Origin of the sequence: Mesorhizobium sp. M1D.F.Ca.ET.231.01.1.1 (assembly GCF_003999155.2) — a bacterium.
Classification (GTDB): Bacteria; Pseudomonadota; Alphaproteobacteria; order Rhizobiales; family Rhizobiaceae; genus Mesorhizobium.
On sequence record NZ_RZOZ02000002.1, the window covers coordinates 23812 to 49175 of the forward strand.

The 25364-nt window shown below is 65.0% G+C and carries 28 protein-coding genes; 16 read left to right on the forward strand and 12 right to left on the reverse strand.

Annotation, left to right across the window (positions count from 1 at the left end; translation table 11 throughout):
• Positions 1–4 precede the first annotated feature (4 nt).
• Positions 5–595, forward strand: coding sequence for a YqaA family protein (locus tag EN874_RS06540; RefSeq protein ID WP_127426133.1), 591 nt, complete (start codon positions 5–7; stop codon positions 593–595).
• A 26-nt stretch (positions 596–621) separates the two neighbouring features.
• A complete protein-coding gene (locus EN874_RS06545; RefSeq protein WP_127426132.1) occupies positions 622–1140 on the forward strand; it encodes a disulfide bond formation protein B in 519 nt (172 codons plus the stop codon).
• A gap of 161 nt (positions 1141–1301) precedes the next feature.
• On the opposite strand, the gene EN874_RS06550 is transcribed toward EN874_RS06545, so the two are convergent.
• Together EN874_RS06550 and EN874_RS06555 are read right to left on the reverse strand one after the other, a co-directional pair.
• Positions 1302–1859: an HNH endonuclease gene (locus EN874_RS06550; RefSeq protein ID WP_013892845.1), complete on the reverse strand. Its 558-nt coding sequence runs from the start codon at positions 1857–1859 to the stop codon at positions 1302–1304.
• A gap of 111 nt (positions 1860–1970) precedes the next feature.
• Positions 1971–2630, reverse strand: coding sequence for a DNA-3-methyladenine glycosylase (locus tag EN874_RS06555; RefSeq protein WP_127426131.1), 660 nt, complete (start codon positions 2628–2630; stop codon positions 1971–1973).
• Positions 2631–2725: 95 nt separating this feature from the next.
• On the opposite strand from EN874_RS06555, the gene gluQRS reads away from it, so the two are divergent.
• Complete coding sequence (gene gluQRS / locus EN874_RS06560) at positions 2726–3601, forward strand: tRNA glutamyl-Q(34) synthetase GluQRS (RefSeq protein WP_127426175.1); 876 nt, start codon at positions 2726–2728, stop codon at positions 3599–3601.
• Here the strand turns inward: gluQRS and EN874_RS06565 are convergent, their stop codons facing one another.
• Positions 3602–3889, reverse strand: coding sequence for a hypothetical protein (locus tag EN874_RS06565; protein ID WP_126087443.1), 288 nt, complete (start codon positions 3887–3889; stop codon positions 3602–3604).
• 158 nt (positions 3890–4047) lie between these two features.
• Here EN874_RS06565 and EN874_RS06570 point away from each other — a divergent pair, with 158 nt between their 5' ends.
• Positions 4048–4950 carry a DMT family transporter gene (locus tag EN874_RS06570; RefSeq protein WP_127426130.1) on the forward strand — a complete coding sequence of 301 codons (903 nt, stop codon included), beginning with the start codon at positions 4048–4050 and terminating at the stop codon, positions 4948–4950.
• Here the strand turns inward: EN874_RS06570 and EN874_RS06575 are convergent.
• Positions 4920–5771: a YihY/virulence factor BrkB family protein gene (locus tag EN874_RS06575; RefSeq protein WP_126087441.1), complete on the reverse strand. Its 852-nt coding sequence runs from the start codon at positions 5769–5771 to the stop codon at positions 4920–4922. The two genes, EN874_RS06570 and EN874_RS06575, sit on opposite strands and share 31 nt — an antisense overlap.
• A 38-nt stretch (positions 5772–5809) precedes the next feature.
• Here EN874_RS06575 and EN874_RS06580 point away from each other — a divergent pair, with 38 nt between their 5' ends.
• From EN874_RS06580 to EN874_RS06610, 7 genes are all read left to right on the forward strand, one after another.
• Positions 5810–6691 (forward strand): SDR family oxidoreductase, encoded by an 882-nt coding sequence (locus tag EN874_RS06580; protein ID WP_127426129.1) that lies wholly within the window; start codon positions 5810–5812, stop codon positions 6689–6691.
• A 24-nt stretch (positions 6692–6715) separates the two neighbouring features.
• Positions 6716–6907 (forward strand): twin transmembrane helix small protein, encoded by a 192-nt coding sequence (locus tag EN874_RS06585; RefSeq protein WP_126087439.1) that lies wholly within the window; start codon positions 6716–6718, stop codon positions 6905–6907.
• A 17-nt stretch (positions 6908–6924) separates the two neighbouring features.
• Positions 6925–7506 (forward strand): cob(I)yrinic acid a,c-diamide adenosyltransferase, encoded by a 582-nt coding sequence (locus EN874_RS06590; protein WP_127426128.1) that lies wholly within the window; start codon positions 6925–6927, stop codon positions 7504–7506.
• A 24-nt stretch (positions 7507–7530) separates the two neighbouring features.
• Positions 7531–8340 carry a rhomboid family intramembrane serine protease gene (locus EN874_RS06595; RefSeq protein WP_127426127.1) on the forward strand — a complete coding sequence of 270 codons (810 nt, stop codon included), beginning with the start codon at positions 7531–7533 and terminating at the stop codon, positions 8338–8340.
• Between the two features lie 249 nt (positions 8341–8589).
• On the forward strand, positions 8590–9339 hold the full coding sequence (locus EN874_RS06600; RefSeq protein ID WP_126087436.1) for an electron transfer flavoprotein subunit beta/FixA family protein: 750 nt from the start codon (positions 8590–8592) through the stop codon (positions 9337–9339).
• Positions 9340–9363: 24 nt separating this feature from the next.
• The gene (locus EN874_RS06605; protein ID WP_127426126.1) at positions 9364–10293 is read left to right on the forward strand and encodes an electron transfer flavoprotein subunit alpha/FixB family protein; all 930 of its coding nucleotides are present in this window, start codon (positions 9364–9366) and stop codon (positions 10291–10293) included.
• 214 nt (positions 10294–10507) lie between these two features.
• Positions 10508–11386: a 3-hydroxybutyryl-CoA dehydrogenase gene (locus tag EN874_RS06610; RefSeq protein WP_126087434.1), complete on the forward strand. Its 879-nt coding sequence runs from the start codon at positions 10508–10510 to the stop codon at positions 11384–11386.
• Positions 11387–11403: 17 nt separating this feature from the next.
• Here EN874_RS06610 and EN874_RS06615 read toward each other — a convergent pair whose 3' ends face one another.
• The 3 genes from EN874_RS06615 to EN874_RS06625 form a co-directional block, all read right to left on the reverse strand.
• Entirely contained in the window at positions 11404–13362 is a 1959-nt protein-coding gene (locus EN874_RS06615) for a PAS domain S-box protein (RefSeq protein ID WP_245513490.1), read from the reverse strand.
• Between the two features lie 165 nt (positions 13363–13527).
• The gene (locus tag EN874_RS06620) at positions 13528–14166 is read right to left on the reverse strand and encodes an NrsF family protein (protein ID WP_127426125.1); all 639 of its coding nucleotides are present in this window, start codon (positions 14164–14166) and stop codon (positions 13528–13530) included.
• Between the two features lies 1 nt (position 14167).
• Positions 14168–14704 carry a sigma-70 family RNA polymerase sigma factor gene (locus EN874_RS06625; RefSeq protein ID WP_127426124.1) on the reverse strand — a complete coding sequence of 179 codons (537 nt, stop codon included), beginning with the start codon at positions 14702–14704 and terminating at the stop codon, positions 14168–14170.
• 204 nt (positions 14705–14908) lie between these two features.
• On the opposite strand from EN874_RS06625, the gene EN874_RS06630 reads away from it, so the two are divergent.
• The 3 genes from EN874_RS06630 to EN874_RS06640 all read left to right on the forward strand — a co-directional run bounded on the left by EN874_RS06630 (position 14909) and on the right by EN874_RS06640 (position 18742).
• Positions 14909–15916 carry an iron ABC transporter substrate-binding protein gene (locus EN874_RS06630; RefSeq protein WP_127426123.1) on the forward strand — a complete coding sequence of 336 codons (1008 nt, stop codon included), beginning with the start codon at positions 14909–14911 and terminating at the stop codon, positions 15914–15916.
• A 172-nt stretch (positions 15917–16088) separates the two neighbouring features.
• Positions 16089–17663, forward strand: a complete 1575-nt coding sequence (locus EN874_RS06635) for an iron ABC transporter permease (RefSeq protein ID WP_127426122.1) — start codon at positions 16089–16091, stop codon at positions 17661–17663.
• Positions 17660–18742, forward strand: coding sequence for an ABC transporter ATP-binding protein (locus EN874_RS06640; RefSeq protein WP_127426121.1), 1083 nt, complete (start codon positions 17660–17662; stop codon positions 18740–18742). The genes EN874_RS06635 and EN874_RS06640 overlap by 4 nt, the downstream gene beginning before the upstream one ends.
• Positions 18743–18764: 22 nt before the next feature.
• Here EN874_RS06640 and EN874_RS06645 read toward each other — a convergent pair whose 3' ends face one another.
• From EN874_RS06645 to EN874_RS06665, 5 genes are all read right to left on the reverse strand, one after another.
• A complete protein-coding gene (locus EN874_RS06645) occupies positions 18765–19562 on the reverse strand; it encodes a phosphodiesterase (protein ID WP_127426120.1) in 798 nt (265 codons plus the stop codon).
• 50 nt (positions 19563–19612) lie between these two features.
• Positions 19613–20713 carry a sn-glycerol-3-phosphate ABC transporter ATP-binding protein UgpC gene (ugpC, locus tag EN874_RS06650; RefSeq protein WP_127426119.1) on the reverse strand — a complete coding sequence of 367 codons (1101 nt, stop codon included), beginning with the start codon at positions 20711–20713 and terminating at the stop codon, positions 19613–19615.
• Between the two features lie 11 nt (positions 20714–20724).
• A complete protein-coding gene (locus EN874_RS06655) occupies positions 20725–21639 on the reverse strand; it encodes an ABC transporter permease subunit (RefSeq protein ID WP_127426118.1) in 915 nt (304 codons plus the stop codon).
• Positions 21640–21646: 7 nt separating this feature from the next.
• Positions 21647–22531 carry a sugar ABC transporter permease gene (locus EN874_RS06660; RefSeq protein WP_126087425.1) on the reverse strand — a complete coding sequence of 295 codons (885 nt, stop codon included), beginning with the start codon at positions 22529–22531 and terminating at the stop codon, positions 21647–21649.
• A 164-nt stretch (positions 22532–22695) separates the two neighbouring features.
• The gene (locus EN874_RS06665; protein WP_127426117.1) at positions 22696–24048 is read right to left on the reverse strand and encodes an extracellular solute-binding protein; all 1353 of its coding nucleotides are present in this window, start codon (positions 24046–24048) and stop codon (positions 22696–22698) included.
• A gap of 243 nt (positions 24049–24291) precedes the next feature.
• Here EN874_RS06665 and EN874_RS34270 point away from each other — a divergent pair, with 243 nt between their 5' ends.
• Complete coding sequence (locus EN874_RS34270; RefSeq protein ID WP_245513491.1) at positions 24292–24738, forward strand: hypothetical protein; 447 nt, start codon at positions 24292–24294, stop codon at positions 24736–24738.
• Positions 24735–25340 carry a hypothetical protein gene (locus tag EN874_RS34275; protein WP_245513492.1) on the forward strand — a complete coding sequence of 202 codons (606 nt, stop codon included), beginning with the start codon at positions 24735–24737 and terminating at the stop codon, positions 25338–25340. The genes EN874_RS34270 and EN874_RS34275 overlap by 4 nt, the downstream gene beginning before the upstream one ends.
• Positions 25341–25364: the final 24 nt, after the last annotated feature.

Below are 25364 nucleotides of genomic sequence, written 5' to 3' on the forward strand. Positions count from 1 at the left end.
GCCGATGCTTCGCGGACTTTACGACTGGACCCTGTCGCTGGCGGCGCGCAAATCGGCCGAATGGTGGCTGGCCTTCATCGCCTTCGTCGAAAGCTCGGTCTTCCTGGTGCCGGCCGACGTGCTCTATCTGCCGATGGCGCTGTCCAGGCCCGAGCGCGCCTATCGCTACGCGCTGATCGCCACGGTCGCCTCGGTGCTGGGCGGCATTTTCGGCTGGTTCATCGGCCATTATGCCTATGAGGCGGTGGCCAAGCCGATCCTCGAATTCTACGGCAAATACGACGAGTTCGAGCAGCTGCGGGTTTCGTCCGGCGTCGGCTTCATCGTCCTGATGCTCATCACCTCGGGCGCGGCGCATTTGCCGCCGATCAAGGTGGTGACGATTCTTTCGGGCGTCATCGGCGTCAACCTGCTGCTCTTCATCGGGCTTGCGATCGTGGCGCGCGGCGCCCGTTTCCTGCTGCTTGCCTGGCTGCTGCGCCGCTACGGCGAATCGATCAAGGAGTTCATCGAAAAACGCCTTGGCATGATTGTCAGCGCCGGCGCCGCTGCCCTTATTTTGCTCTATATCGCGGTCAGATACGCGCACGGATAAGCCCAAGCGAACGGGATCAAGGACCGATGACAGCGACCATGAATGCCGACACCGGACGCCAGCGGACGCGCGCCGCGCTGTTCCTTGCCGTCGCCATGGCCGCGACGGTCGGCTCGGCGCTGGCCTTCCAGTATATCGGCGGCTACATCCCCTGCCATCTCTGCCTGGAGCAGCGCACGCCCTACTATGTCGGCGCGCCGCTGATGCTGGCGGCGGTGATCGCCTCGATGCTGCGCGCGCCGGCCTGGGTGACGCGCGGGCTGCTCGCGATCGGCGGTCTCCTGATGCTCTACGGCCTCTATCTCGGCGTCTACCACTCCGGCGTCGAATGGGCCTGGTGGCCGGGGCCTGCCGACTGCACCGCCGGCGCCGGCCCGGTCGACACCGGCGGCAAGGGCGTGCTCGACGCGCTCGACAAATTCGTGCCGCCCTCCTGCGACAAGGCAGCGCTTCGCATCCTCGGCCTGTCGCTCGCCGGCTGGAACGCCATCGCCAGCTTCATCCTCGCCGCCGTCGCCTTCCGCAGCGCGCTGTCGCGCGACTGAGCCGGCACCACAGCGCCGACGCGAGATCGTTCAAGAATTCGGCAGGATGAGTTGGATGGAGTGATTTTCGAGAACCGGAGCGGAGCGGACATTAAGTCCGTGAGCACCGGAAGCGCAGAAAATCGCTTCAGGCGGCCAGCCTCCCGAATTCTCGAACGATCTCAAGGTTCCAGTTCGACGTCCCAATAGAGATAATCCATCCAGCTTTCATGCAGATGGTTGGGCGGGAACAGGCGGCCGTTGTTGTGCAGGTCGTGCACCGTCGGCTGGTATGGCTTCTGCAGCGGCCACATCTTGGCCTGCGCCGGCATCATCCCGCCTTTCCTGAGATTGCAGGGCGAGCAGGCGGCCACGACATTCTCCCAGGTCGTCGCCCCGCCGCGATGGCGCGGGATGACATGGTCGAAGGTGAGGTCGTCCGGCGTGCCGCAATACTGGCACTGGAAGCGGTCGCGCAGGAAGACGTTGAAGCGGGTGAAGGCGGGATGCCTGGACGGCTTCACATAGGCCTTCAGGCTCACCACGCTGGGCAGCTTCATCGAGAAGGTCGGCGAGGAGACGGCGTGCTCGTATTCGGCGACGATGTTGACCCGGTCGAGGAAGACGGCCTTGATGGCGTCCTGCCACGACCAGAGCGACAGGGGGTAATAGCTGAGCGGACGGTAGTCCGCATTCAGCACCAGCGCGGGAAGCCCATCCGGAGATACGGCAACCGTCACGTCCTCAGCCTCCTTGGTTCTAGAACCGAACGGCGCGAATACTGTAAGCCCGACATGACAGGGATGTGAAGCGGATTGTCGTTCGTCCAAACGGTCAAAAACGCATGATTTTCATGCTTTTTTGGCCATTTCGACCGGGGGCGCCGCGTCCCTGCCCTTCAATTCGCGATAGTAGGCCCAGAAAAGCCGCGACGCGACCCCTCGCCACGGACTCCATGATTCGGCCAGCCGAATCAGTGTTTTCTCCGGCGGACGGGGGTCGATGCCCAGCGCATGACCGACCGCCGTCTGCAGCGCGACATCGCGCGCGGGAAAGACATCCGGATGGCCGGCGGCGAAAAGCAGATAACATTCCGCCGTCCAGGGGCCGATGCCGGGCACGGCCGTCATGGCCGCGATCGCCTCGCCTGCGTCGAGCGAGCAAAGGTGATAAAGATCGAGCCCTGCGGCCACAGCCTCGGCGATCGCGATCAGCCCGCGCTGCTTCGGCCGCGACAAGCCGGCCTCGCGAAAAATGTCCTCGCCGGCGCCAAGTATCGCTTCCGGCGTCAGCGGATCGACCAGCCTGGTCAGCCGGCCGAAGATGGCATCGGCGCTGGCGCGGGACACCTGCTGCGAGACGATGATCGAGGCAAGGCTGCCGAATCCGGGCTCGGAAAGCCTCAGCGGCACCTCGCCCGCCATGCCACGCACCTGCTCCAGCCGCGGATCGATGAGGCAGAGCGCGTCCAGCCCTGCCGCAATGTCGTCGAGCGTGGCGATGCGTTGCACGTTTGCTTGTTCCCTAGGCGTCCGCGAAGTGGCAATTGGTGGTGGCTAACTATCAACCGGCGGAAGCGCCTTTCAACCCGAATGCCGCCCGAGACATGACGCTCCTGACATTTCGCTTCGCGCCGAGCCCCAACGGCGAATTGCACCTCGGCCATGCCTATTCGGCCTTGCTCAACCAGCAAATGGCGACGCGGGCGGGCGGACGGCTCTTGCTGCGCATCGAGGACATCGACGTCACGCGCTGCACGCCTGAATTCGAGGCTTGCATATTCCGCGACCTCAAATGGCTGGGGCTCGATTGGGAGGAGCCGGTGCGGCGCCAATCCGAGCATTTTTCCGGATACAAGGCCGTGCTCGACCGGCTGATCGCCGAGGAGCTCGTCTATCCCGCCTTCATGAGCCGGGGCGAGATCCGCGCCTTCATCGCCGGAACCGAAAACCATGGCCGCGACTGGCCGCGCGACCCCGACGGCGTGCCGCTCTACCCGCCTCTCGACAAGGCCTTGCCGATGAAGGAGCGCAAGCGGCGCATGGCCGAGAATGCGCCTTTCGCCTGGCGGCTCGATGTCGAAGCGGCCATGGCGCGGGTGCCCGGCGCCTTGTCATGGACCGAATTCACCGACGAGACCATGGTTGCGGCGCACCCCGTCGAAGCAAAGCCGCAGGCCTGGGGCGACGTCATCGTGGCGCGCCGCGACATCCCGACCAGCTACCATCTCGCCGTGGTCGTCGACGATGCGCTGCAGGGCGTCAGCCATGTCGTTCGCGGTCAGGACCTTTACGCGGCCACCGGCGTGCAGCGCCTGCTGCAGGAACTGCTGGGCCTTGCGCCGCCACGCTATTTCCACCATCGCCTGATACTCGGGCCGGACGGCAGGAAGCTGTCGAAGAGCCTCAAGGATACCGGCCTTGCCGCGCTTCGGGACGCCGGCGCGTCGCCGCAGGCGGTCAAGCGGCTGATCGGGCTTTGACTACAGGCGGGCAAGTCCCGCTTTGATCAGTGCCATCACGCTGATGAAGACGAAGGCGCCGCTCAAACCCCATGCCACTGCCAGCCTGAGGTCCCTGAAGGTGATGCCGTGCTCATTGGCGACCATCACCGCGACGAAGAAGCCCAGCGTGAACAGCAGCGTGTTGCCGGTCGAGCCGAAACCGTCGTCCTTCATGATGGCATCGAGCGCCGTGCCGAAAAAGAAACCGAACACGGCGACGGTCGCGACCGCGAACAGGAGCCAAGTCGTACCGAGATGCAAAAGCATGCCTGCTCATGGCGTGCCTTAACGCCATGCCCCTCTGGCACCCGTGTTGAATTCGAATGAGCTTATGGATCAACCGTTTCGTTTTGCTTGCCGAATTGAACGGCATTAGAGCAATTGCCGTCATCAACTTTTCACCCGCAGCCAGAGCCCTCCTCCCAATGCACAGCATCAAGCCGTTCATCCCCGCCTCCTTCGTCGTCCTTTGGGCGACAGGCTTCATCGGCGCACGCTATGCCATGCCGTGGGCGGAGCCTTTCACCTTCCTCGCCATCCGCTTCGTGCTGGCCGCGATCCTGTTTGCGGGCCTGACTGTGTTGCTCGGCTCGCGGCGGGCGAGCCGCGGGGAAGCGCTTCACGCGACGGTGGCCGGCGTCCTCATGCACGGCGTCTATCTGGGTGGCGTGTTCTGGGCGATCCACCGGGGCATGCCGGCTGGGCTTTCGGCGCTGATCGTCGGCCTGCAGCCGCTGATCACGGCGGTGCTTGCCGGCAAATTCCTCGGCGAGGCGATCCTGCCGCGCCATTGGGCGGGCCTTGCCGTCGGGCTTATGGGCGTCGTCATCGTGCTCTGGCCAAAGCTCGGCATGATCGGCGGCGGCGTCACCGCGGCAACGCTGACGGCCTCGCTGGTCTCGGTGCTCGGCATGGCCGCCGGAACGATCTGGCAGAAACGCTTCGCCTCTGGCAGCGACCTCGTCTCGGCGACGATGTGGCAATATGTCGGCGGCTCGGTCGTGACGATGCTGGGGTCGCTCGCCTTCGAGACGCGCGCGATCACCGTCAACGGTGAGCTCATCTTTGCCATGGCCTGGCTGGTCCTGGTGCTGTCGGTCGGCGCCATTTTCCTGTTGATGGTGATGATAAGGGACGGCGAAATGTCGAAAGTCGCGTCGCTGTTCTATCTGGTGCCGGCCGTCACCGCCGTCATCGCCTGTGCCCTGTTCGGCGAAGAGCTCAATGCGCTGCAGATCGCCGGCATGGCGATCGCCACTCTTGGCGTCGGCCTGGCCACCGCCGGGTCGCGCGGACCTCAACCAACGCGGGCGCGCGCCTCGAGATAGCGGCTGATCGCGGCGTTGAGCTCGCCGCCGAGGATGAAGATCGCCGAGATGATGTAGAGGAACACCACCGCGATCATGATCGAGGCCAGCCCCGCATAGGTCGTCACGTAGGACGAGAAATGGTCGAGATAGGTGGCGAAGATGGTCGAGCCGGCCAGCCAGGCGACCAGCGTGAAGACGATGCCGGGAACGATCGAGACGAAGCGGCGCTTGCCGGCCGGCAGCCAGATATGCACCGAAAACAGGCCGATGACGATGACCGTGGAGGCGATCACGTAACGCCATATGGTGATCGTTCCCATATAGGGCTTGATCCATTCCAGATGCGCCTCGGCCAGCCGCCCGAGCAGCGGCGCGAACACCAGAAGCACGCTGACGGCGAGGAAGCAGGCCGTCGCGATCAGCACGAAGACGATGCTCTGCACCCTGCGGTGGATGATGCCGCGCGTCTCGGTCACACGATAGGCGCGGTTGAGCGAGGTGCGCAGCGCCTCGATGCCGTTCGAAGCGAAGTAGGCGGCCAAAAGCACGCCGTAGGTCAGAAGGTCGGTCCGTCGCACGGTGAGCACGTTCTGCACCTCGCGCGCGATCGGCTTGGCGATCTGCTCGGGCCAGGTATCGAAGACCAGGTGCACCGCCGTGTCGGCGAAGGCGCGCGCGCCGAGGAAGCTGGCCAGCGTCGTGGCGAAGATCAGGAACGGAAACAGCGCCATCAGCGAGGTGATCGCCAGATGGCTGGCCATTGCCCAGCCGTCGTCGGTGTTGAAATGGCCGATCGCATCGTAGAGCACGCGCTTGACCGCGACGATATTCCTGAGCAAGGGCCCGCGCTCCGCTCGATTGTGTCGACGCCGCGAATATGGGAAGGGATTGCGGCAAATGGCAAGGTCAGACAACGTTGCCCACCGCTGAACAGTTGCGTAGCATCATCGTCACCGGCGCCTCCTCCGGCATAGGTGCCTATTGCGCGCGGGCCTTGAAGGCGGAAGGCTGGCGCGTGTTCGCCACCGCGCGCAAGCCGGCCGACATCGCAGCGCTTCAAGCCGACGGCATCGAGGCCTTCTATCTCGACTATCGGGAAACCGACTCCATCGCCGCCCTGGTCGATGCCGTGCTGGGGCGCACGGGCGGCACGCTGGCGGCGCTGTTCAACAACGGCGCCTATGCGCAGCCCGGCGCCGTTGAGGATCTGCCTGTCGAGGCGCTGCGCGAGCAGTTCGAGGCCAATTTCTTCGGCTGGCACGACCTGACGCGGCGCGTCATGCCGGTCATGCGCCGCCAGGGCCATGGCCGCCTCGTCCACTGCTCCTCGATCCTCGGCCTCGCCCCAGTTCGTTTTCGCGGCGCCTATTCGGCGTCCAAACATGCCGTCGAAGGCCTGATGCTGTGCATGCGCCAGGAACTCGAAGGCAGCGGTATCCATGCCTCGTTGATCGAGCCGGGGCCGGTGACCTCGAAGATCGCCAGCAACGGCCTGGCCTGGTTCTTGAAGAATATCGACATCGAGAACTCTGTCCACCGCGCCGACTACCAGGCCCAGCTTGCGCGGCTGCAGGCCGGCGGCAGCGTCTCGCGTCTGAAGCCCGGACCGGAGGTCGTTCATGCCGCCTTGCGCCACGCGCTTCTGTCACAGCGCCCGCGCCCGCACTATGTGGTAACGGTGCCGGCCAGAATCGGCGTGGCGCTCAAGCGCATCCTGCCGGCATCAGCGCTCTACCGCGTGCTCGCCAGGCGCGCCTGACCGAAACCGAACTGGAGCCAGCCCATGGCAACCGTCTTCAACATCCTCGCCATCCTCGTCATGGCCGCCGTCGTGGTCGTGCTGATCCGCGGCCTCATCAACATGATGCGCGGCGGCTCCGGCTTCACCTCGAACAAGCTGATGCAGGCCCGCGTGCTGCTGCAGTTCATAGCCTTGGTGCTGATCATGCTGACCGTCTACTTCACCCGCAAGTAACGGAACGGGAGAGCGACGTGGTCAAGCTCAACAAGATCTACACCCGCACCGGCGACGACGGCACCACCGGCCTCGGCAGCGGCGACCGGCGGCTGAAATCCGATCTTCGCGTCGAAGCCTACGGCACGGTGGACGAGGCCAATGCCTGCATCGGCATGGCGCGGGTCCACACCGCAAAGGATCATCCGGCTATCGACGCCATGCTCTCCCGCATCCAGAACGATCTCTTCGACCTCGGCGCCGATCTGGCGGTGCCCGACGAGGGCAAGCCGCTCGACTACGAGCCGCTGCGCGTCGTCGCGGCGCAGACCGGGCGCGTCGAAAAGGACATCGATCTTCTCAACAAGGACCTGCAGCCGCTGAAATCGTTCGTGCTGAACGGCGGCACGCCGGCCGCGGCCGCCCTGCATCTGGCGCGCACGGTGGCGCGGCGCGCCGAGCGCATCATGGTGGCGCTGGCGCAGCATCCTGCCGAGCACGTCAACCGCGAGGCGCTGAAATACATCAACCGCGTCTCCGACTTCCTGTTCGTCGCCGCGCGAGCGGTCAATGACAACGGAAATGCCGACGTGCTATGGGTTCCCGGCAAGAACCGCTGACAATCGGGTAAGCGGAAAGGTCCGATGTTCATCCCGCTCTACGACACCAACAGGCTGCGCCACATCCGCCTGCAATATGTGACGATCGGGCTGATCGCGGCGAACGCGCTGGTCTATCTCGCGACCACGCTTGGCGGCGAAAGCTTCACCAACGCCGCGGTGCTCGGCCTCGGCTTCATCCCATCGGTGGTCCATGACAAGGTCGAGCTGTCGCCCGAATTCGTCGTCATTCCCGAAAGCCTCAGCTATCTCAGCTATTCCTTCCTGCATGCCGACATCTTCCACCTCGGCGGCAACATGCTGTTCCTGTGGGTGTTCGGCGACAATGTCGAGGATGCGCTCGGCCATATCCGCTACCTGATCTTCTACCTCGCCTGCGCGGCGGCCGGCGCTTTCGTTCAAGGGTTGGTGGGCTGGGATTCGCAGGTGCCGCTGATCGGCGCCTCCGGCGCCATCGCCGGCGTGGTTGCGGCCTATCTGATCCTCTATCCGAGGGTTAAGGTGTGGGTGCTGGCTTTTGCCCGTATTCCCCTGCGCATCCCCGCCTTCATCCCGCTGATCCTCTGGATCGTGTTCCAGATCGTGATGTTTGCCGCCGGCGGCGAGGACCAGATTTCCTGGGCCTGCCATATCGGCGGCATCATTGCCGGCGCCGTCCTGGTCCTGGTGCTGCGCAGCCGCGGCGTGCCGCTGCTTGCCGGCGCCGACGGCGAGCCGGAGCCGACGCCGAATGTCCAGCAGGTCCCCGTTCCGACCGAGTCCGGGGCAACGCCCGAAACGCCGGCGCAGCCGGCGCCGCAATGGGGCCGCGGCGCCGCGTCACCTCGGGACTGAACCGATTTGAGTGCGTCGTGCATATTGACGCGCCGGATTGCCGCCACTACGGAAACGCCACCCTGGGCATGATCCCGAAAAGTGGGAACCGGTTTTCGGAAAAGGTCATGCACAATCGAAAGATCGGGGTGGAACAGGTTCTTGGCGGTCGAAGACCAGAATTCCGCCCGGAATGTCGGCTTTCGACAACTCTGACAAGGCGTACACTGCTATAGCGCGCCCGACTATCTCAGGAGAGGTGACAGGAAAATGAAGATCCTTGTGCCCGTGAAGCGGGTTGTGGATGCGAACGTCAAGGTCCGGGTCAAGGCCGACGGGTTGGGCGTGGAGCTTGCCAACGTCAAGATGGCGATGAACCCGTTCGACGAGATCGCCGTCGAGGAAGCGATCCGGATCAAGGAAGCCGGCAAGGCCGAGGAGATCATCGTCGTGTCGATCGGCCCGCAGCAGGCACAGGAGACGCTCCGCACCGCGCTTGCCATGGGCGCCGACCGCGCCATCCTGGTCAAGACCGACGAGCAGACCGAGCCGCTCGGCGTCGCCAAGGTTCTGAAGGGCGTGGTTGAGGCCGAGCAACCCGGCCTCGTCATCCTCGGCAAGCAGGCCATCGATGACGATTCCAACCAGACCGGTCAGATGCTGGCGGCGCTGCTTGGCTGGGCCCAGGGCACCTTCGCTTCGAAGGTTGAGCTCGCCGGCGATCATGCCAAGGTGACGCGCGAGGTCGACGGCGGCCTGCAGACGGTGGAGCTGAAGATGCCGGCGATCGTCACCGCCGACCTCCGCCTCAACCAGCCGCGCTATGCCTCGCTGCCCAACATCATGAAGGCCAAGAAGAAGCCGCTCGACGAGAAAAGCCCGGCCGACTACGGCGCCGATGTCAAGCCGCGCCTCAAGGTGATCAAGACCGAGGAACCCGGCGGCCGCAAGGCGGGCGTCAAGGTCAAGAGCGTCGCCGAGCTCGTCGAGAAGCTCAAGAACGAAGCCGGCGTGCTCTGAAGCGGTCAGGAAAGGAACAGGAAAATGGCAATTCTCCTCATCGCCGAACACGACAACGCTACCCTTTCCGACCAGACCGCCAAGGCGCTGTCGGCGGCCGTGCAGATCGGCTCCGACGTCGACGTGCTGGTCGCCGGCAAGGGCGCCAAGGCCGCTGCCGACGCCGCTGCCAAGCTGAAGGGCGTTCGCAAGGTGCTGCTCGCCGAAGCCGATGAGCTCTCCGAGCGCCTGGCGGAACCGCTGGCCGCGCTCGCGGTGTCGCTCGCCGGCTCCTATGACGCGATCGTCGCGCCGGCCACCTCGGCCGGCAAGAACGTCGCGCCGCGCGTCGCGGCCCTGCTCGACGTCGCGCAGGTGTCGGAGATCATCGAGGTGGTCTCGCCCGACACCTTCAAGCGGCCGATCTATGCCGGCAACGCCATCCAGACCGTGCAGTCGACCGACGCCAAGAAGGTCATCACGGTGCGCACCGCCTCCTTCTCGGCCGCGCCCGAGGGCGGCGCGGCTTCGGTCGAGACGGTGAACGCCGCCGCGAACCCCGGCCTCTCCTCCTTCGTCGAGAACAAGCTCTCCGAGAACGACCGTCCGGAGCTGACCTCGGCCAAGATCATCATCTCGGGCGGCCGCGCGCTCGGCTCGTCGGAAAAGTTCCAGGAAGTGATCCTGCCCGTCGCCGACAAGCTCGGCGCGGCCGTCGGCGCAAGCCGGGCCGCGGTCGACGCCGGCTACGCCCCGAACGACTGGCAGGTCGGCCAGACCGGCAAGGTGGTCGCCCCCGACCTCTACATCGCCGTCGGCATCTCCGGCGCCATCCAGCACCTGGCCGGCATGAAGGATTCGAAGGTCATCGTCGCCATCAACAAGGACGAGGAAGCGCCGATCTTCCAGGTTGCCGACTACGGCCTCGTCGGCGATCTTTTCGTCATCCTGCCGGAGCTGCAAAAGGCGCTTTGACGACATCAACTCTGGCATATTAAAATCCGAAGGGTGGGGTAGACGAAGTCGCCCCGCCCTTTTAGTTTGCACTGCACAAAAAGCAGGCCGCGATGGCTTAAAAAAGCAATTCCGGGAAAAGCGCGTGGCGGTTTTCCGTTCGGAATTACGAGAAACAAAAAGAAGCGTTTCCGTGCTTCGCAGAAGCGGAGAGGCTTCAGACGGGATCGGGGTAATGAGCAAGATCGAGACGATCGGTATTGTCGGCGCGGGCCAAATGGGTGGCGGTATCGCCCATGTCTCGGCGCTGGCCGGCTACAAGGTTCTGATCCACGACATCTCGTCCGACCGCATCGAGAAGGGCATCGCCACCGTCAGCGGCAACATGGCCCGCCAGGTCGGCTCCGGGAAGCTCGAGGAGAAGGCGCGCAACGAGGCGATGGCACGCATCTCGTCGGCCGCCGCCATGGCCGATCTCGCCGCGGCCGACCTCGTCATCGAGGCGGCGACCGAGGACGAGACGGTCAAGCGCAAGATCTACGCCCAGCTCTGCCCGCAGCTCAATCCGGAAGCGATTCTCGCAACCAACACCTCCTCGATCTCGATAACCCGACTCGCGGCTCAGACCGACCGGCCGGAGCGCTTCATCGGCATACATTTCATGAATCCGGTGCCGGTGATGAAGCTGGTCGAGCTGGTGCGCGGCATCGCCACGGAGGACCAGACCTTCGAGGCCGCCAAGGCATTCGTTAACCGGCTCGACAAGACGATCACCGTTTCGGAGGATTTCCCGGCCTTCATCGTCAACCGCATCCTGCTGCCGATGATCAACGAGGCGATCTACACGCTCTATGAGGGCGTCGGCACGGTCGACGCCATCGACACGGCGATGCGGCTCGGCGCCAACCATCCGATGGGACCGTTGCAGCTTGCCGACTTCATCGGCCTGGACACCTGCCTGTCGATCATGCAGGTGCTGCATGAGGGCCTGTCGGACTCGAAGTACCGCCCCTGCCCGCTGCTGGTGAAATATGTCGAGGCCGGCTGGCTTGGCCGCAAGACCGGCCGCGGTTTCTACGACTATCGCGGCGACCATCCGGTGCCGACGCGCTGAACTTTCTCGACTGAAGCTCAGGACGCCGCGGCAAGCGCCGTCACGGTCTCATCCCTGACGTCCTCGTCCGGGGCCGCCGAAACGCAACCGCGTCCGGCCGCCTTGGCTGCATAACAGGCGGCGTCGGCGCGGGCGATGATCTCGTCCACTTCGCCGCAGCCGGCGCGGATCGGCGCCAGCCCGATGCTGGCGCCGATCGAATGCGCACGGCCGTCCCAACTGAAGCTCAGCTTGCGGATGGCATCGATGATGGAGCGCGCCGCGATCGCCGCTCGCGCCGGCGCCCCCGATTTCAGGATGACGGCGAACTCGTCGCCGCCGATGCGGGCGACGATGTCTTCCGGCCCGAGCGCGTGGCGGATGACGTCTGCGACGCGCTTCAGCAATGCATCGCCGGCGGCATGGCCGCCAGTGTCGTTGACCGCCTTGAAATGATCGAGGTCGACGAACATGAACTGGTGCTCGCCGCCGGTGAGACGGCACTGATCGACCAGTTCCTCCATCGTGAGGATGAAGCTGGAGCGGTTGGCGAGCCCGGTCAGCGCGTCGTGCGCCGCAGCGTAGGCCAGCTGGCGCTGCAGGGCGCGCGCGTCGGTGAAGTCCTGGAAGACGATGACCAGCCCGCAGAACTCGTTGCGGTCGTTCATGATCGGCGACACCATTTGGCGAATGCTGCAGCGGGTGTCGTCGCGCCGGACGAGAACGGCGCGGGTGTTCTGGTCGCCGTGAAGACGGCTGCCCGCCGAAGGCCGCGTCAGACCGATCCTCTGCCCGCTTTCCTCGTCGACCGGCCAATAGGCATGGCCAAGCACCTCGCCCAGCGCCTCACCGGCAGCAACGCCGGTCAGCTTTTCGGCGACCGGATTCATGAAGGTGATGCGGTTGGCGGCGTCGGTGCAGATCACCGCGTCGCCGATCGACTGCAGCGTGACCCTGAGCCGCTCCTTCTCGTCGGCCAGCATGGCCGCGGAAACCCGGAGCCGTTCTTCGGCTTGCTTGCGCTGGGTGATGTCGGTCAGGCTGCCGATGGCCCGTATCAGCCGGCCTTCGCCGTCGCGTTCGATCGCCTTGCCGCGGTCGAGGATCCAGACCCAATGACCGTCCTTGTGTCGCATCCGGAACTCGGCCTCGAAGAAGGCCGTCTCGCCGGCAAGATGCGCCCGGTCCGCGTCCGCAACGCGCTCGCGGTCGTCCGGGTGGATCATCGTCAGCCAGCGGTCGGGATCGCCGTCCAGCTCGCCATCGTCATAGCCCAGCATCCTGACCCAGGTCTCGGAGTAGATCGAGCCGCCCTTGCGCATGTCGAGGCTCCAGACGCCTTGTCCGGCGCTGGTCAGCGCGAAGTTCCAGCGCGTTTCGGCTTCGGCGATGCGCGCTTCGGCTTGTTTGCGCGCATCGATGTCCTCGATCTGCGACACAAGGTAGAGAGGGCGACGCGTCTCCTCTTCGCGGATGACCGAGCCGGCAAGCTGCGCCCAGACGGGGGTGCCGTCCTTCTTGAGGTAGCGCTTCTCGAAATGGAAGGAATCGATCTTTCCCTCCTTCAGCGCGATCATCGTCTCACGGCCGATCTGCAGATCGTCGGGATGCGTGATCTGGAAGAAGGTCAGCGCCTCGATTTCCGCCCGGCTGTAGCCGAGCATCGCGGCGAAGGCGGGATTGGTCTGAACGATGCGGCCATCGAGGCCGACGATGGCGACGCCGATCGCCGAATCTTCCATCGCGCGGCGAAAGCGCTGCTCGCTTTCGGCGATCTGCCGGCGGTCGTCGATGATCTTGCGGATGGACAGCGCCGAGACAAACAGCGTCACGGCCGTGACGGCGACAGATAGCTGCAGGCAGAGCTTCAGCGCCTCCGAACCGAGCTCCAGCGCCGGCAACAGGACCGATGCCGTCAGGCTAAGCAGCCCAGCTCCCATCAAGGCGAGCACAGCGCGCTTGCCGGCCCGCGGACCTTTCCAACTCAACCACGCCACAATGCGATCCCACCCAATGCGCAACTGCACGTCGCCACAACCCTGGCGGATCGATTTTAAGGAATGGTTGCACAAGCGGCGGCGAGCGTTCCGCTAACCGGCAAACAATTGCCGGCATGATTAAGGTACTGTTTCCAAACTGTACCGAAGGATCGGTGTGCAATCCTACCAGCGGACGAAAAACCGCCCGCCAAGCGCGCCGAGCGCGGTGAGAAACGCGATCGCGATCGTGTACCAGGTGGCGACGAACAGTGGCGAATCGTCGAAGCAATGCGCGGCATAGAAGGTCGCCGCCAAGCCGCCTGCCAGCAGGCCCGCGACCGCGCCGGCCAGCACCGGCCGCGTCGGCGCGCCATAGCGCAGCATGCCGAGGAAGACCGCCAGAGGTCCGATGCCGATCAGCGGGATGAAGCTCATGCAGATCATCATGTTCGTGCCGACGAGGCGGCGCCCCCAGTCGGCCTCCGGCACGACGAGAAGCTCAAGGACCACGGCGAGCACGACGAGCGCGGGCGCGGCGAGCATCCATAGTTTGGCGCGCCTGCCCGCCGCACCGGGCGTCGACAGCACCCTGATCAGGCGGAAGGCGCTGGCCGTGAGCGCCAGGGTGAAGACGAACTTCGACATGAAGCGCATCGTGTGCATGGCCGGCATGATGTCGGGGCGCGGGCCGATGGTCATGAAGAAGACCAGCGCCGCAACCGCCACCGCCACGCCGATGGCCAGCCACCAGGCCAGGCCGAGCGGCATCGCCTTGCTGCTGGCATCGGCGTCGAGCGCCTTGATGAGGTCCTCGGTTCTCATGTCACTGTCGTCCGAACCTTTTGGCGATCGCGGCAAGGCCGCGATGCAGCGAGACGCGCACCGCCGTCTCGCTGATGCCGAGCTTGGCCGCCGTCTCGCCGATCGAGCGGCCATCGACCGAAATCGCCGAAACCACGGAGCGCTGCGAAGGCGGCAGGCCGTCGAGGGCCCGGTTTATGTCGCGCTCGCTGACCGTCTCCGCTTCCGGCTCGGCGAAGGTCTCGGCGATCTCGTCGATCTCGACCTCGATGCGTCGGCCGCGCCGGCGGAACGCGTCGATCAGCTTGAAGCGGGCGATCGCATAGACCCATGGCAGCACCGGCGCGTCTTCTCGCCACGTGTGCCGTTTGACGTGAATGGCCACCAAGGTTTCCTGCACGACATCCTCGGGGTCGACCCCGCCCTGAACGATCTTGCGCCGGACGAAACCGCGGACGAGGGCGGCTATCCGGCGAAGAAAGTCGGCATAAGCCTTTTCGTCTCCGGCGATCGCGGCCCTGAGCAGCCGGGAAAGCTCGGCTTCGTCCTTGCCGGTCACAAGAGTTTACCCCCGATGTTCGCGCCTCGGCCCTGGTTTGTTACGTGGCCAACGAAATAATGTCCAAGCCAAAGTACCGGAAAATCACGAAAGTTTGCGGCACGGCGACCGATTGAAGCAGGGTCTGAATGTTGACTATCCTGATCAGGTATTGATAGGTGCGTCCGAGCCCGAACCCCTGTCTCAAGTTTTGAGGACCATGCCATGAAATATGCTCTTTCCACCCTTGCCGGCGCCGTTGCGCTGACGGCGAGCCTGATCGCCGGGCCGGCCCTGGCCGAGGATGCCGGCATCATCGTCTACAACGCCCAGCATGAGAGCCTGGCCAAGGAATGGGCGAAGGGCTTCACCAAGGAAACCGGCATCAAGGTGACGCTGCGCAATGGCGGCGACAGCGATTTCTCCAACCAGATCGTCGCCGAAGGCGCCGCCTCGCCGGCCGACGTGTTCCTGACCGAGAATTCGCCGGCGATGGCGCTTGTCGAGGCGGCCGGGTTGTTCGCGCCGGTCGATGCCGAGACGCTGGCGCAGGTGCCGCAGGAATACCAGCCTTCGAGCGGCAAGTGGGTGGGCGTCGCCGCGCGCAGCACCGTCTTTGCCTATAACAAGGACAAGCTGAAGGAAGACCAGTTGCCCAAGTCGCTGCTCGACCTCGCCGATCCGAGCTGGAAGGGCCGCTGGGCGGCATCGCCGTCCGGCGCCGATTTCCAGGCCATCGTCGGCGCCCTGGTCCAGCTCAAGGGTGAAGCCGCAACCGCCGACTGGCTGAAGGCGATGAAGGACAACTTCACCGCCTACAAGGGCAACAGCACGGTCATGAAGGCGGTCAATGCCGGCGAGATCGAAGGCGGCGTGATCTACCACTACTACTATTTCGGCGATCAGGCCAAGACCGGCGAAAACAGCAAGAATATCGGCCTGCACTATTTCAAGAACCAGGATCCGGGCGCGTTCGTGTCGATCTCCGGCGGCGGCGTGCTGGCCTCGAGCAAGCATCAGAAAGAGGCGCAGGCGTTCTTGAAGTGGGTCACTGGCAAGGGCGGCCAGGAAGTGCTGAAGACCGGCACATCCTATGAATACGCGGTCGGCAAGGGCGCCGGGTCCAACCCGAAGCTGGTGCCGCTCGCCGACCTGCAGGCGCCCAAGGTCGATCCGGCGATGCTGAACTCCAAGAAGGTCATCGACCTGATGACGCAAGCCGGCTTGCTTTAGTTCGCGTTCGTCCTAAAAGGACACCGACCGTGCTCCTGCGGGAATTCGCTTTCCGCGGGAGCGCTTTTGTTTTGGAGATGGCCTCGTCGATGACGATCAGCTGCCTATCCGGCCGCATCAGCGGTTCATCGGATCGCCTGCGTCCGTCGAGCCCGGAGAAGCATTGCCTCTGATGGCATCCGCGATCGACCTCACGCCCTCAGGCCCGACGGCTGCCGCAAGGCAGAGCCAGCGGTCCACGTCGTGGATCACGCTTGCCGCCGCCCTCGTCTCGCTGATCGCGCTGCTGCCGCTCGCCTTCATCGTCTGGACCGCGATCCAGACCGGTTGGGAAACCGTGATCGCGCTGATCTTCCGGCCGCGCGTCGGCGATCTTCTGGTCAACACCATCCTGCTTGTCGTCGTGACCGTCCCGATCGCCATCGTGCTGTCGGTGGCGCTCGCCTGGCTGACCGAGCGCTCAGACCTGCCCGGCAATCGCCTCTGGTCGTGGCTGTCGGTGGCGCCGCTCGCCATCCCGGCCTTCGTCCACAGCTATGCCTGGATCAGCCTTGTGCCCGGCCTGCACGGGCTCTGGGCCGGCGTGCTGGTCTCCGTCATCGCCTATTTCCCGTTCCTCTATCTGCCGATCGCGGCCGCGCTGCGCCGGCTCGACCCGGCGCTGGAGGACGCGGCGGCCGCGCTTGGCCTCGGGCCCTGGCGGGTCTTCGCGCGCGTCGTGCTGCCGCAATTGCGGCTCGCCATCTGCGGCGGTTCGCTGCTGGTCGGCCTGCACCTGCTTGCCGAATACGGCCTCTATGTCTTCATTCGCTTCGACACCTTCACGACCGCGATCGTCGACCAGTTCCAGTCGACCTTCAACGGCCCGGCGGCCAACATGCTTGCCGCCGTGCTGGTCGCCTGCTGCTTCGTGCTGCTTGGCGTGGAAGTGATCGTGCGCGGCGAGGAGCGTTATGCGCGCGTCGGCTCCGGCGCCGCGCGCCAGCAGCAGCGCGCCAGCCTCGGCCGCGCCACGCTGCCTTGCCTGCTTTTGCCCGCCGTCACCGCGCTGCTCGCGCTCGGCGTGCCGTTCGTCACCGTCGGCCGCTGGCTGCTCGCCGGCGGCGCGGATGTCTGGCGTTGGGACGAGATCGGCCTGGCGCTCGGCCAGACGCTGTTCCTCGCCGTCGCCGGCGCGCTGCTTGCCACGATCGCCGCGATGCCGATGGCCTGGATCTCGATCCGCGCGCCGGGCCGTCTGCAGCGCCTGCTCGAGAGCTGCAACTACATCGTCGGCTCGCTGCCCGGTGTCGTCATCGCGCTGGCGCTGGTCACCATCACCGTGCGCATCGCCTTGCCGCTCTATCAGACGCTCTTCACCATCCTTTTCGGCTATGCGCTGATGTTTTTGCCGCGCGCGCTTGTCAGCCTGCGCGCTTCGGTCGCGCAGGCGCCGGTGGAGCTCGAGCGCGCCGCCTCGAGCCTGGGCCGGGCGCCGCTCAAGGCGCTGTGGTCGACGACGATCCGGCTGTCGGCGCCGGGTGCGGCGGCCGGCATGGCGATGGTGGCGCTCGGCATCACCAATGAACTGACCGCCACCCAGATGCTGGCGCCGAACGGCACCCGCACGCTGGCGATGGCGTTCTGGTCCTACAGCGGCGAGATCGACTACGCCTCCGCCGCCCCCTATGCGCTGATCATGGTGGCGATGTCGCTGCCGATGACCTGGGTGCTCTATGTCCAGTCGAAGCGGATGGCGGGACGATGAGCTTCCTCGAACTCAACGGCGTGGCGAAATACTACGGCAAGGTGGCGGCGCTGGCCGGCGTCGACCTCACCGTCGAAAGCGGCAGCCGCACCGCGATCGTCGGACCCTCCGGCTGCGGCAAGACCACCTTGCTGAGGCTGATCGCCGGCTTCGAGGCGCCTGACAGCGGCCGCATCGCGCTCGACGGCAAGGTGCTCGCCAATGGCGGCGCGGCCGTGCCGGCGCATCGCCGCGGCATCGGCGTGGTGGCGCAGGACGGCGCCCTGTTCCCGCATCTCACCATCGCCGACAATATCGGCTTCGGCATGCCCCGAAGCGCCGAGAAGCGCGCAGAGCACATTATCGAGCTCGCCTATATCGTCGGGCTGGACAAGGCGATCCTGAAGCGCCGGCCGCACGAGCTTTCCGGCGGCCAGCAGCAGCGCGTCGCGCTCGCCCGCGCCATGGCGATGAAACCCCGGCTGATGCTGCTCGACGAGCCGTTCTCAGCGCTCGACACCGGCCTGCGCGCCTCGATGCGAAAGGCGGTGGCCGAACTTCTGGAGGAGGCAGGCATCACCACCATCCTGGTCACCCACGACCAGGCCGAGGCGCTGTCCTTCGCCAGCCAGGTGGCCGTCATGCGCGACGGCCTGTTCTCGCAGGTCGGCACGCCGCGCGAGCTCTATTTCCAGCCCAAGGACAGGATGGTCGCCGAGTTCCTCGGCGACGCGATCATCGTGCCGGCCAGGATCGCCGACGGCTTCGCCATCTCGCCGCTCGGCCGCATCGCCGTCGACACCGCCGAGCGGCGCGATGTCGCCCGCATCATGCTCAGGCCCGAGCAGGTGGTCCTCAAGCGAACCTCGCGCGAAGGCATGTCGGGAACACCGGACATGCTGTTCGGCGAAGTGACGGACTCCGAATTCGCGGGTTCGGCCTGCACTGTCGCGGTGCGGCTGCTCAACAGCCCCGATCCGCCGGATGCGGCCGCGATCGGCAACACGCCGCTCATCCTACGCAAGACAGGCATGGATGCCCCGTCTGTCGGCGAGATCGTGCGCCTCACCGTCACCGGCAAGGCGCATGTGTTTGCCTGAACGCAGGCTGGGCGCGGTTGCTCTACCGCACCCGCTCGCCTGTCGCCGGCGACCAGAGTGGCCATTGCTCCAGGAAATCGTGGCTATGGATGACGACCCGCTGGCCGTCGATCAGGATGATCGAATAGGCGGGCGGCGCCTGCTCGACCACTTCCTCGCCGACCAGGTCGAGCATGAAGCGGGCATGCAGGCCGCGCTGCGCCGAAAACGGAATGCCGGCGACCGTACCGGCGATGTCGCGATGGACATGGCCGAAGAAGATATAGCGGACATTGCCGTGGCGCGTCAGCATGTCGATGAGCCGCTGCGGCTGCTCAAGGCCGAGCGGATCGAGAATCGTCAGGCCGAGTTCCACCGGCGGATGGTGCAGGAAGAGATAGGCGGGGTTGCCCGCCGCCTCGGCGAGCCGCGCGTCCAACCAGGCAAGCCGGTCGTCGCACAGCTCTCCCGTGACGCGGCCTTCTGCCAGGCTGTCGATAAACACCAGCCGGCCCTCCGGCGTCTCGAAGAGCGATTGCACGAAGCCATTGGCGTCGGTTCCGTTTTCCGGGAAGGCGGCGACCAGATTGGCGCGCCGGTCGTGGTTTCCGGGCAGCAGCCGGTACGGCACGGTGAGCCGGCTCAGCGCCGATTTCAGGTCGGCATAGCTCTCGGCCTCGCCGTCGTCGGTCAGGTCACCAGTGAAGACGCAGAGCGTCGCATCGCCATTGCGGGCGTTGATGTGGTCGATGCAACGATCGAGCCGCTCATTCAGGTTCGCGCCAAATCGTACCTCGCGCTGACGACCGAGATGGACGTCGGTGACCTGAATGATCTTCATTCCCTGAACCCTCGATCAATTTTGCAAAGCCGGCCGTGCAAGGACCGCCCTTAGAGTGCAGGCTCCGGCACCGAGGCCTTGAACACGTCGAGCCGGCTTCCGGTCTCCGATGAGAAGAAATGCAGGTCGCTCTCCGCGAACTGCAGGCCGATCGCGCTGCCAGGCTCTGGATGCACGGTCTCGGAGGTGACCACCGAGAACGGCGCGCCGTCGAGATCGACATAGACGACCCGGCCGGCGCCGAGCTCTTCGACCAGATCGACCGTTGCGGCGAGCGCGCCGGGCGTGCCCGGCGCTACCATGCGCACGGCCTCGGGCCGGACGCCGACCGCAACCTTCGAGCCCACGGGAAGACCCGCGCGCGATACGTTGAGCTTGCGGCCGCCGCCGAGCAGCGACAGGCCTTCGAGCGTGACCTCGCCTTCGAGCATGTTCATGGCCGGCGCGCCGACGAAGGTCGCCACGAAGCGGCTCGCCGGACGGCTGTAGACTTGCGCCGGTGTGCCGACCTGCTCGACGCGGCCGCCATTCATCACCACCAGCCGGTCGGCCAGCGTCATCGCCTCAACCTGATCGTGCGTGACGAAGACCGAGGTGGCGCTGAGGCGCCGGTGCAGCTTGCGGATTTCCGAGCGCATCTGCACGCGCAGCTTGGCGTCGAGGTTGGAGAGCGGTTCGTCGAAAAGAAAAACCTTGGGCTCGCGGATCATGGCGCGGCCCATGGCGACGCGCTGGCGCTGGCCGCCGGAAAGCGCCATCGGCTTGCGGTCGAGCAGGTGCTCGAGCTCCAGGATGCGGGCGACGGCCTGGATGCGCCGGGCGCGTTCGGCTGCCGGAACGCCTGCCACCTTGAGCGAATAGCCGATGTTCTGGGCGACGCTCATATGCGGATAGAGCGCGTAGTTCTGGAACACCATGGCGCAGCCGCGCTCGCGCGGCTCGAGTTTGTTGACCACCGCGCCGTCGATGGCGATCGTGCCGCCGGAGATCTCCTCCAGCCCGGCGATCATGCGAAGCAGCGTGGACTTGCCGCAGCCTGACGGCCCGAGGATGACGACGAACTCGCCCGACGCGATGTCGAGATCGACGCCGTGCACGACCTGCATCTTGGCGTAGCTCTTCCTGACGTCGCGGATGGTGATGGAGGCCATTTTTTGTCTCCTTATTTTTCGGTGGCGATGAGGCCGCGCACGAACCAGCGCTGCATCAGCACGACGACGATCAGCGGCGGCAGCATCACGATCAGCGTGCCCGCCATGGCGATATGCCATTCCGGCGCGCCGCCGACATTGGGAATGAGCTGCTTCAACTCTGTCACCGCGGTCGCATGCGACTGATCCGTGGTGATGAGCAGCGGCCACAGATACTGATTCCAGGCCCACAGGAACATGATGGTGCCGAGCGCCGCCATGTTGTTGCGCGACAGCGGAAGGAGGATGTCGATGAAGAAGCGCAGCGCTCCGGCGCCGTCCATGCGCGCGGCTTCGGTCAGTTCGTCCGGCACCGTCAGGAAGAACTGGCGGTAGAGGAAGGTGCCGGTAGCCGTGGCGATCAGCGGCATGATCAGGCCGGTATAGGAATTGAGCAGCCCGAGGCTGAGCGAGACCTGCACGCCCGATATCTTCTCGATCAGCCAGGAGAGTCCGGTCACGTCCATGATCGCCTGATAGGGCGAAAGCACGTTGGCCACCACCGCATAGGTCGGCACGATGCGCACTTCGAGCGGCAGCATCAGCGTGACGAAGATCAACCAGAAGATCAGCGTCCGCCCTGGATAGCGGAAATAGACGATCGAGAAGGCGGTGAGCGCTGAAATGATCACTTTGCCGGCGGCAACGCCCGCCGCCATGATGAAGCTGTTGAGAAGCTTCGGGCCGAGGTCGGCTGTCGTCCAGGCCGTCTTGATGTTGATCCAGAAGTCGCTGCCCGGCAGCAGCGACATCGGCACGTCGTTGACGTCCTTCAGATTATGCGAGGCCGCGATCGCCACGATGACGAATGGGGCCACGCAGAAAACGAAGCCGGCGAACAAAATCAGATGCGTGAAGAAGTTGAGGATCGGGGTGCGCTCGACCATGGCCGCCTCAGCGATAATGCACGCGCCGCTCGATGAAGCGGAACTGGACGATGGTGAGCAGGATGATGAGCAGCATCAGGATGATGCTCTGCGCCGCGGCGCCCGAATAATCGAGGCCCCTGAAGCCGTCGGAATAGATCTTGTAGACCATCAGGTTGGTGGCGTTCGCCGGACCGCCGGAGGTCATGATGTCGACGATGCCGAAGGAGTCCTGGAAGCTCTCGGTGATGTTGATGACCAGGAGGAAGAAGATCGTCGGCGTGATCAGCGGAAACTGGATGTCCCAGAAGCGCCGGACGACACCCGAACCGTCCATCGCCGCCGCCTCGATCAGCGAGCGCGGGATCGCCTGCAGCGCGGCGAGGAAGAAGATGAAATTGTAGCCGACATATTTCCAGGAGAACGCGATGATGACGGAGGCCATGGCGTCGGCGCCGTCGAGGCCGGGGTCCCAGAAGCCCGGCCAGAACTTGTTGACGGCGGCCATGAAACCGGCTTCCGGGGCCAGGATGAAGCGGAACGCCAGCGCCAGCGCTGGCGCTGCGATGCCGTAGGGCCAGATCAGCACGACGCGGTAGAGACGTGAGCCGGCAAGCTGCCGGTCGGTCAAGGTGGCGAGCACCAGCGCGATGACCATCGCAAGGCCGGTGCTGATTGCAGCAAAGGTCAGGCTGGCGGTGATCGAGTTCCAGTAATCGGCATTGGCGAGGATCGAGCGGAAATTGTCGAGCCCGACCCAGATGTTGCCGCCGCCCCAGGGCTGCTGCAGCGTCAGCGACCAGTAGACCGCCTGCCCGGCCGGCCAATAGAAGAAGGTGAAGATCAGGATCAACTGCGGCACCGCGAACAGGATGCCGATCGTCCATCTACCGAAAGTGACGCGTTTTTCCATCGATCCGCTGACGCCGTTGAACCGCCAGCCCGCCTTGCCGTGAACAGACTAAAGCATGTCTCCCGAAAGTGGGAACCGGTTTCGGGACAAAGACATGCGCAATCAAGAACCTATGTGAATAGCCGCCCGTCGATTCTCGGCGGGCGGCTGGCAAATGCCTGAAATCAGGGCAGCGTCTTGTTCGGGTAGGTCTGCTGGAAGCGGTCGAGGATGGCGTCGCCGTTCTTGACCAGCGCGTCGATGCCGTCCTGCACGCTTTCCTTGTTGGCGAAGATCGCCTGCATCTGTGTGCCGAACTCGGCGCGGATCTGGGTGAAGTTGCCGAGCCGGATGCCGCGCGTGATCTCGGTCGGCTCCGAGGCGGTGAGGCTGGCGATCGCCACCTCACGGCCCTTATAGGGCGCCTTGTCGTAGAAACCGCTGGACTTCATGTACTCGAAGCCCGACTTCGTCACCGGAATGTAGCCGGTGTTGGTCGACCAGAACAAGGCGGTCTTGGGGTCGTGGATGAAGTTGAGGAAGGCGGCCGCGCCCTTGTATTCGGCGTCCGACTTGCCGGACAGCACCCACAGCGAAGCGCCGCCGACCAGCGAGTTCTTGCGCTCGGTGCCGGCATAGACCGGCAGCTCGGCGACATCCCAGTTCATGCCTTCCTTCTTGGTCTTGCCGACCGTGCCGTGGTCGCCGACCGAGCTCATGATGACCTGGCAGGTGCCGGTGGCGAAGGCCTGCACCATGTCCTGGCCGAGATCCTTCGACTTGATCTTGATCAGGCCGTCGTCATACCACTTCTTCAGGTCCGTGACGTACTGGACGAACTTGGTCTTGTTCACCTCCAGGCGGGCGTCGAGGCCGTCATAGCCGTTGTTCTTGGTGGCGATCGGCTGGTTGTGGATGGCCGAGAACTGCTCCATCAACTGCCAGCTTTCATTTCCAGAGATGTTGATCGCCATCGGGCAATCATAGCCGGCGTCCTTCAGCGCCTTGAGGTCGGCGCCGACGTCTTCCCAGGTCTTCGGCGCCTCGGTCTTGCCGATCTTGGCGAAGGCGTCCTTGTTCCAGTACATCAGCGCCGTCGAGGAGTTGAACGGGAAGGACAGCATCTCGCCCTTCGACGTCGCGTAGTAGCGGGCGATGCCGGGGAAATAGTCGCTGTAGTCGATCTTGTAGCCGTTTTCCTCCATCAGCTTGTCCGCGGGCTTGTAGGCGCCCGACAGCATCATGGTGGCGGTGCCGACGTCATAGACCTGGACGACGGTGGGCTGCTTGCCGGCACGGAAGGCGGCGATCGTGTTCTGCAGCGTGGCGTCGTAATTGCCCTGGCTGGTGCAGACCACTTCATAGTCGGACTGCGAGGCGTTGAAGTTCTTGCACAGCGTGTCGACGACGCGCGCGAGATCGCCCGACAGGCCGAACCAGAAATCGAATTTCACCGGCTCTGCGGAGGCGGGTGCCGCAAGCGCGGAGCTGAGCGCGCCGGCGGCAAGGGCAGCGAGGCCCCGCTTGATGATGGTCATGGTTTTTCCCTCTTGAGTGGCAGTTTCACAAGGTTTTGCGCAAGTCCTTGCCCGCTCTCTTAGAGAAGGTATGTGACAGTTCTGTTGTGGGCTTTGCGGCCTGTGGACAGCCAGTCTCTCCTCCCCCTCGGCGATTGCGCCGGCATGAAAACGTCATATCGGCGGTCTAGGAAGCTAGGGCGCCGAAAGGCGCCGTAAAGACCGGCTATGCTTAACCGGCTAAATTGGATGCCGGCTAATTGGATGAATGACATGCTTGTCCCGCGATTGACCCATGTGCCGATGGCCGAACGCCAGGCGATGCGGGAAGGTCCGCGCGACAGCGCCACCCATATGCGTCACGCCGCGGCCATTCCGGCATTGGGCGAGATCGAGATCGGCGGCAGGACGTCCCGCGACGGCGCCGGTGAAAGCCTGACGGTGATGGCCTGGAATGTGGAGCGGCTTCGCCATGTCCAAGCGATCGCTGAGACGATCGCCGCCCAGGCGCCGGACGTGGTGCTGCTGACGGAGGTCGACAAGGGCATGGCCCGCTCCGGCAACGGTCATCCGTTGAGCCTGCTTGCGATCGGCTCGGCCATGCCTTTGCCTATGGCGTCGAGTTCGTCGAGCTGGGCACCGGCAACGAGACGGAGCAGTCGGCGGCCCGCGAAGCCCGCAATGAGGAAGGCTTCCACGGCAACGCCGTGACCAGCGCCGTGCCGCTCAGGCGCCCAATCCTCATTCGTCTGGATGCCGCCGGCGGCTGGTTCCGGCCCGAACGCGGCCAGCCGCGCATCGGTGGACGCATGGCGATCGGCGGCCAGGTGCTGCTCGGCGAGCGCCGGGTGACCGTCGTCTCGGTGCATCTCGAAAACCGCATCGATCCCACCGGGCGTGCGGACCAGACACGCCACCTCCTCGACGCCGTCGACAAATATGATGCGGATGCGCCGGTGCTGATCGGCGGCGATTTCAACACACTGACCGCGACCCATGAGGAACGGCACGACGACCCGGCCGCATGGCGCGCGCGGATCGCCGCCGAGCCCGACCGGCTGATCGACGTCGAGCGCCGCGAACCGCTGTTCCAGCTGCTTGCCGAACGCGGTTACCGCTGGCGCGATGCCAACACGCTCGACCGGCCGACCCAGCGCCGAGCAGCAGGCGATCCGACGCCGGTCGGCCGCATCGACTGGTTCTTCACCCGCGGCCTCGCGGCCTCCAAGCCGGCCACTTTGCCGGCGCTGTTGCCCGACGGCAGCCCGACCGCCGATCACGACGCGCTCGTGGTGACGGTACGCGTTGAATGACGGCCGCTTCGCCGCCGGCGACCA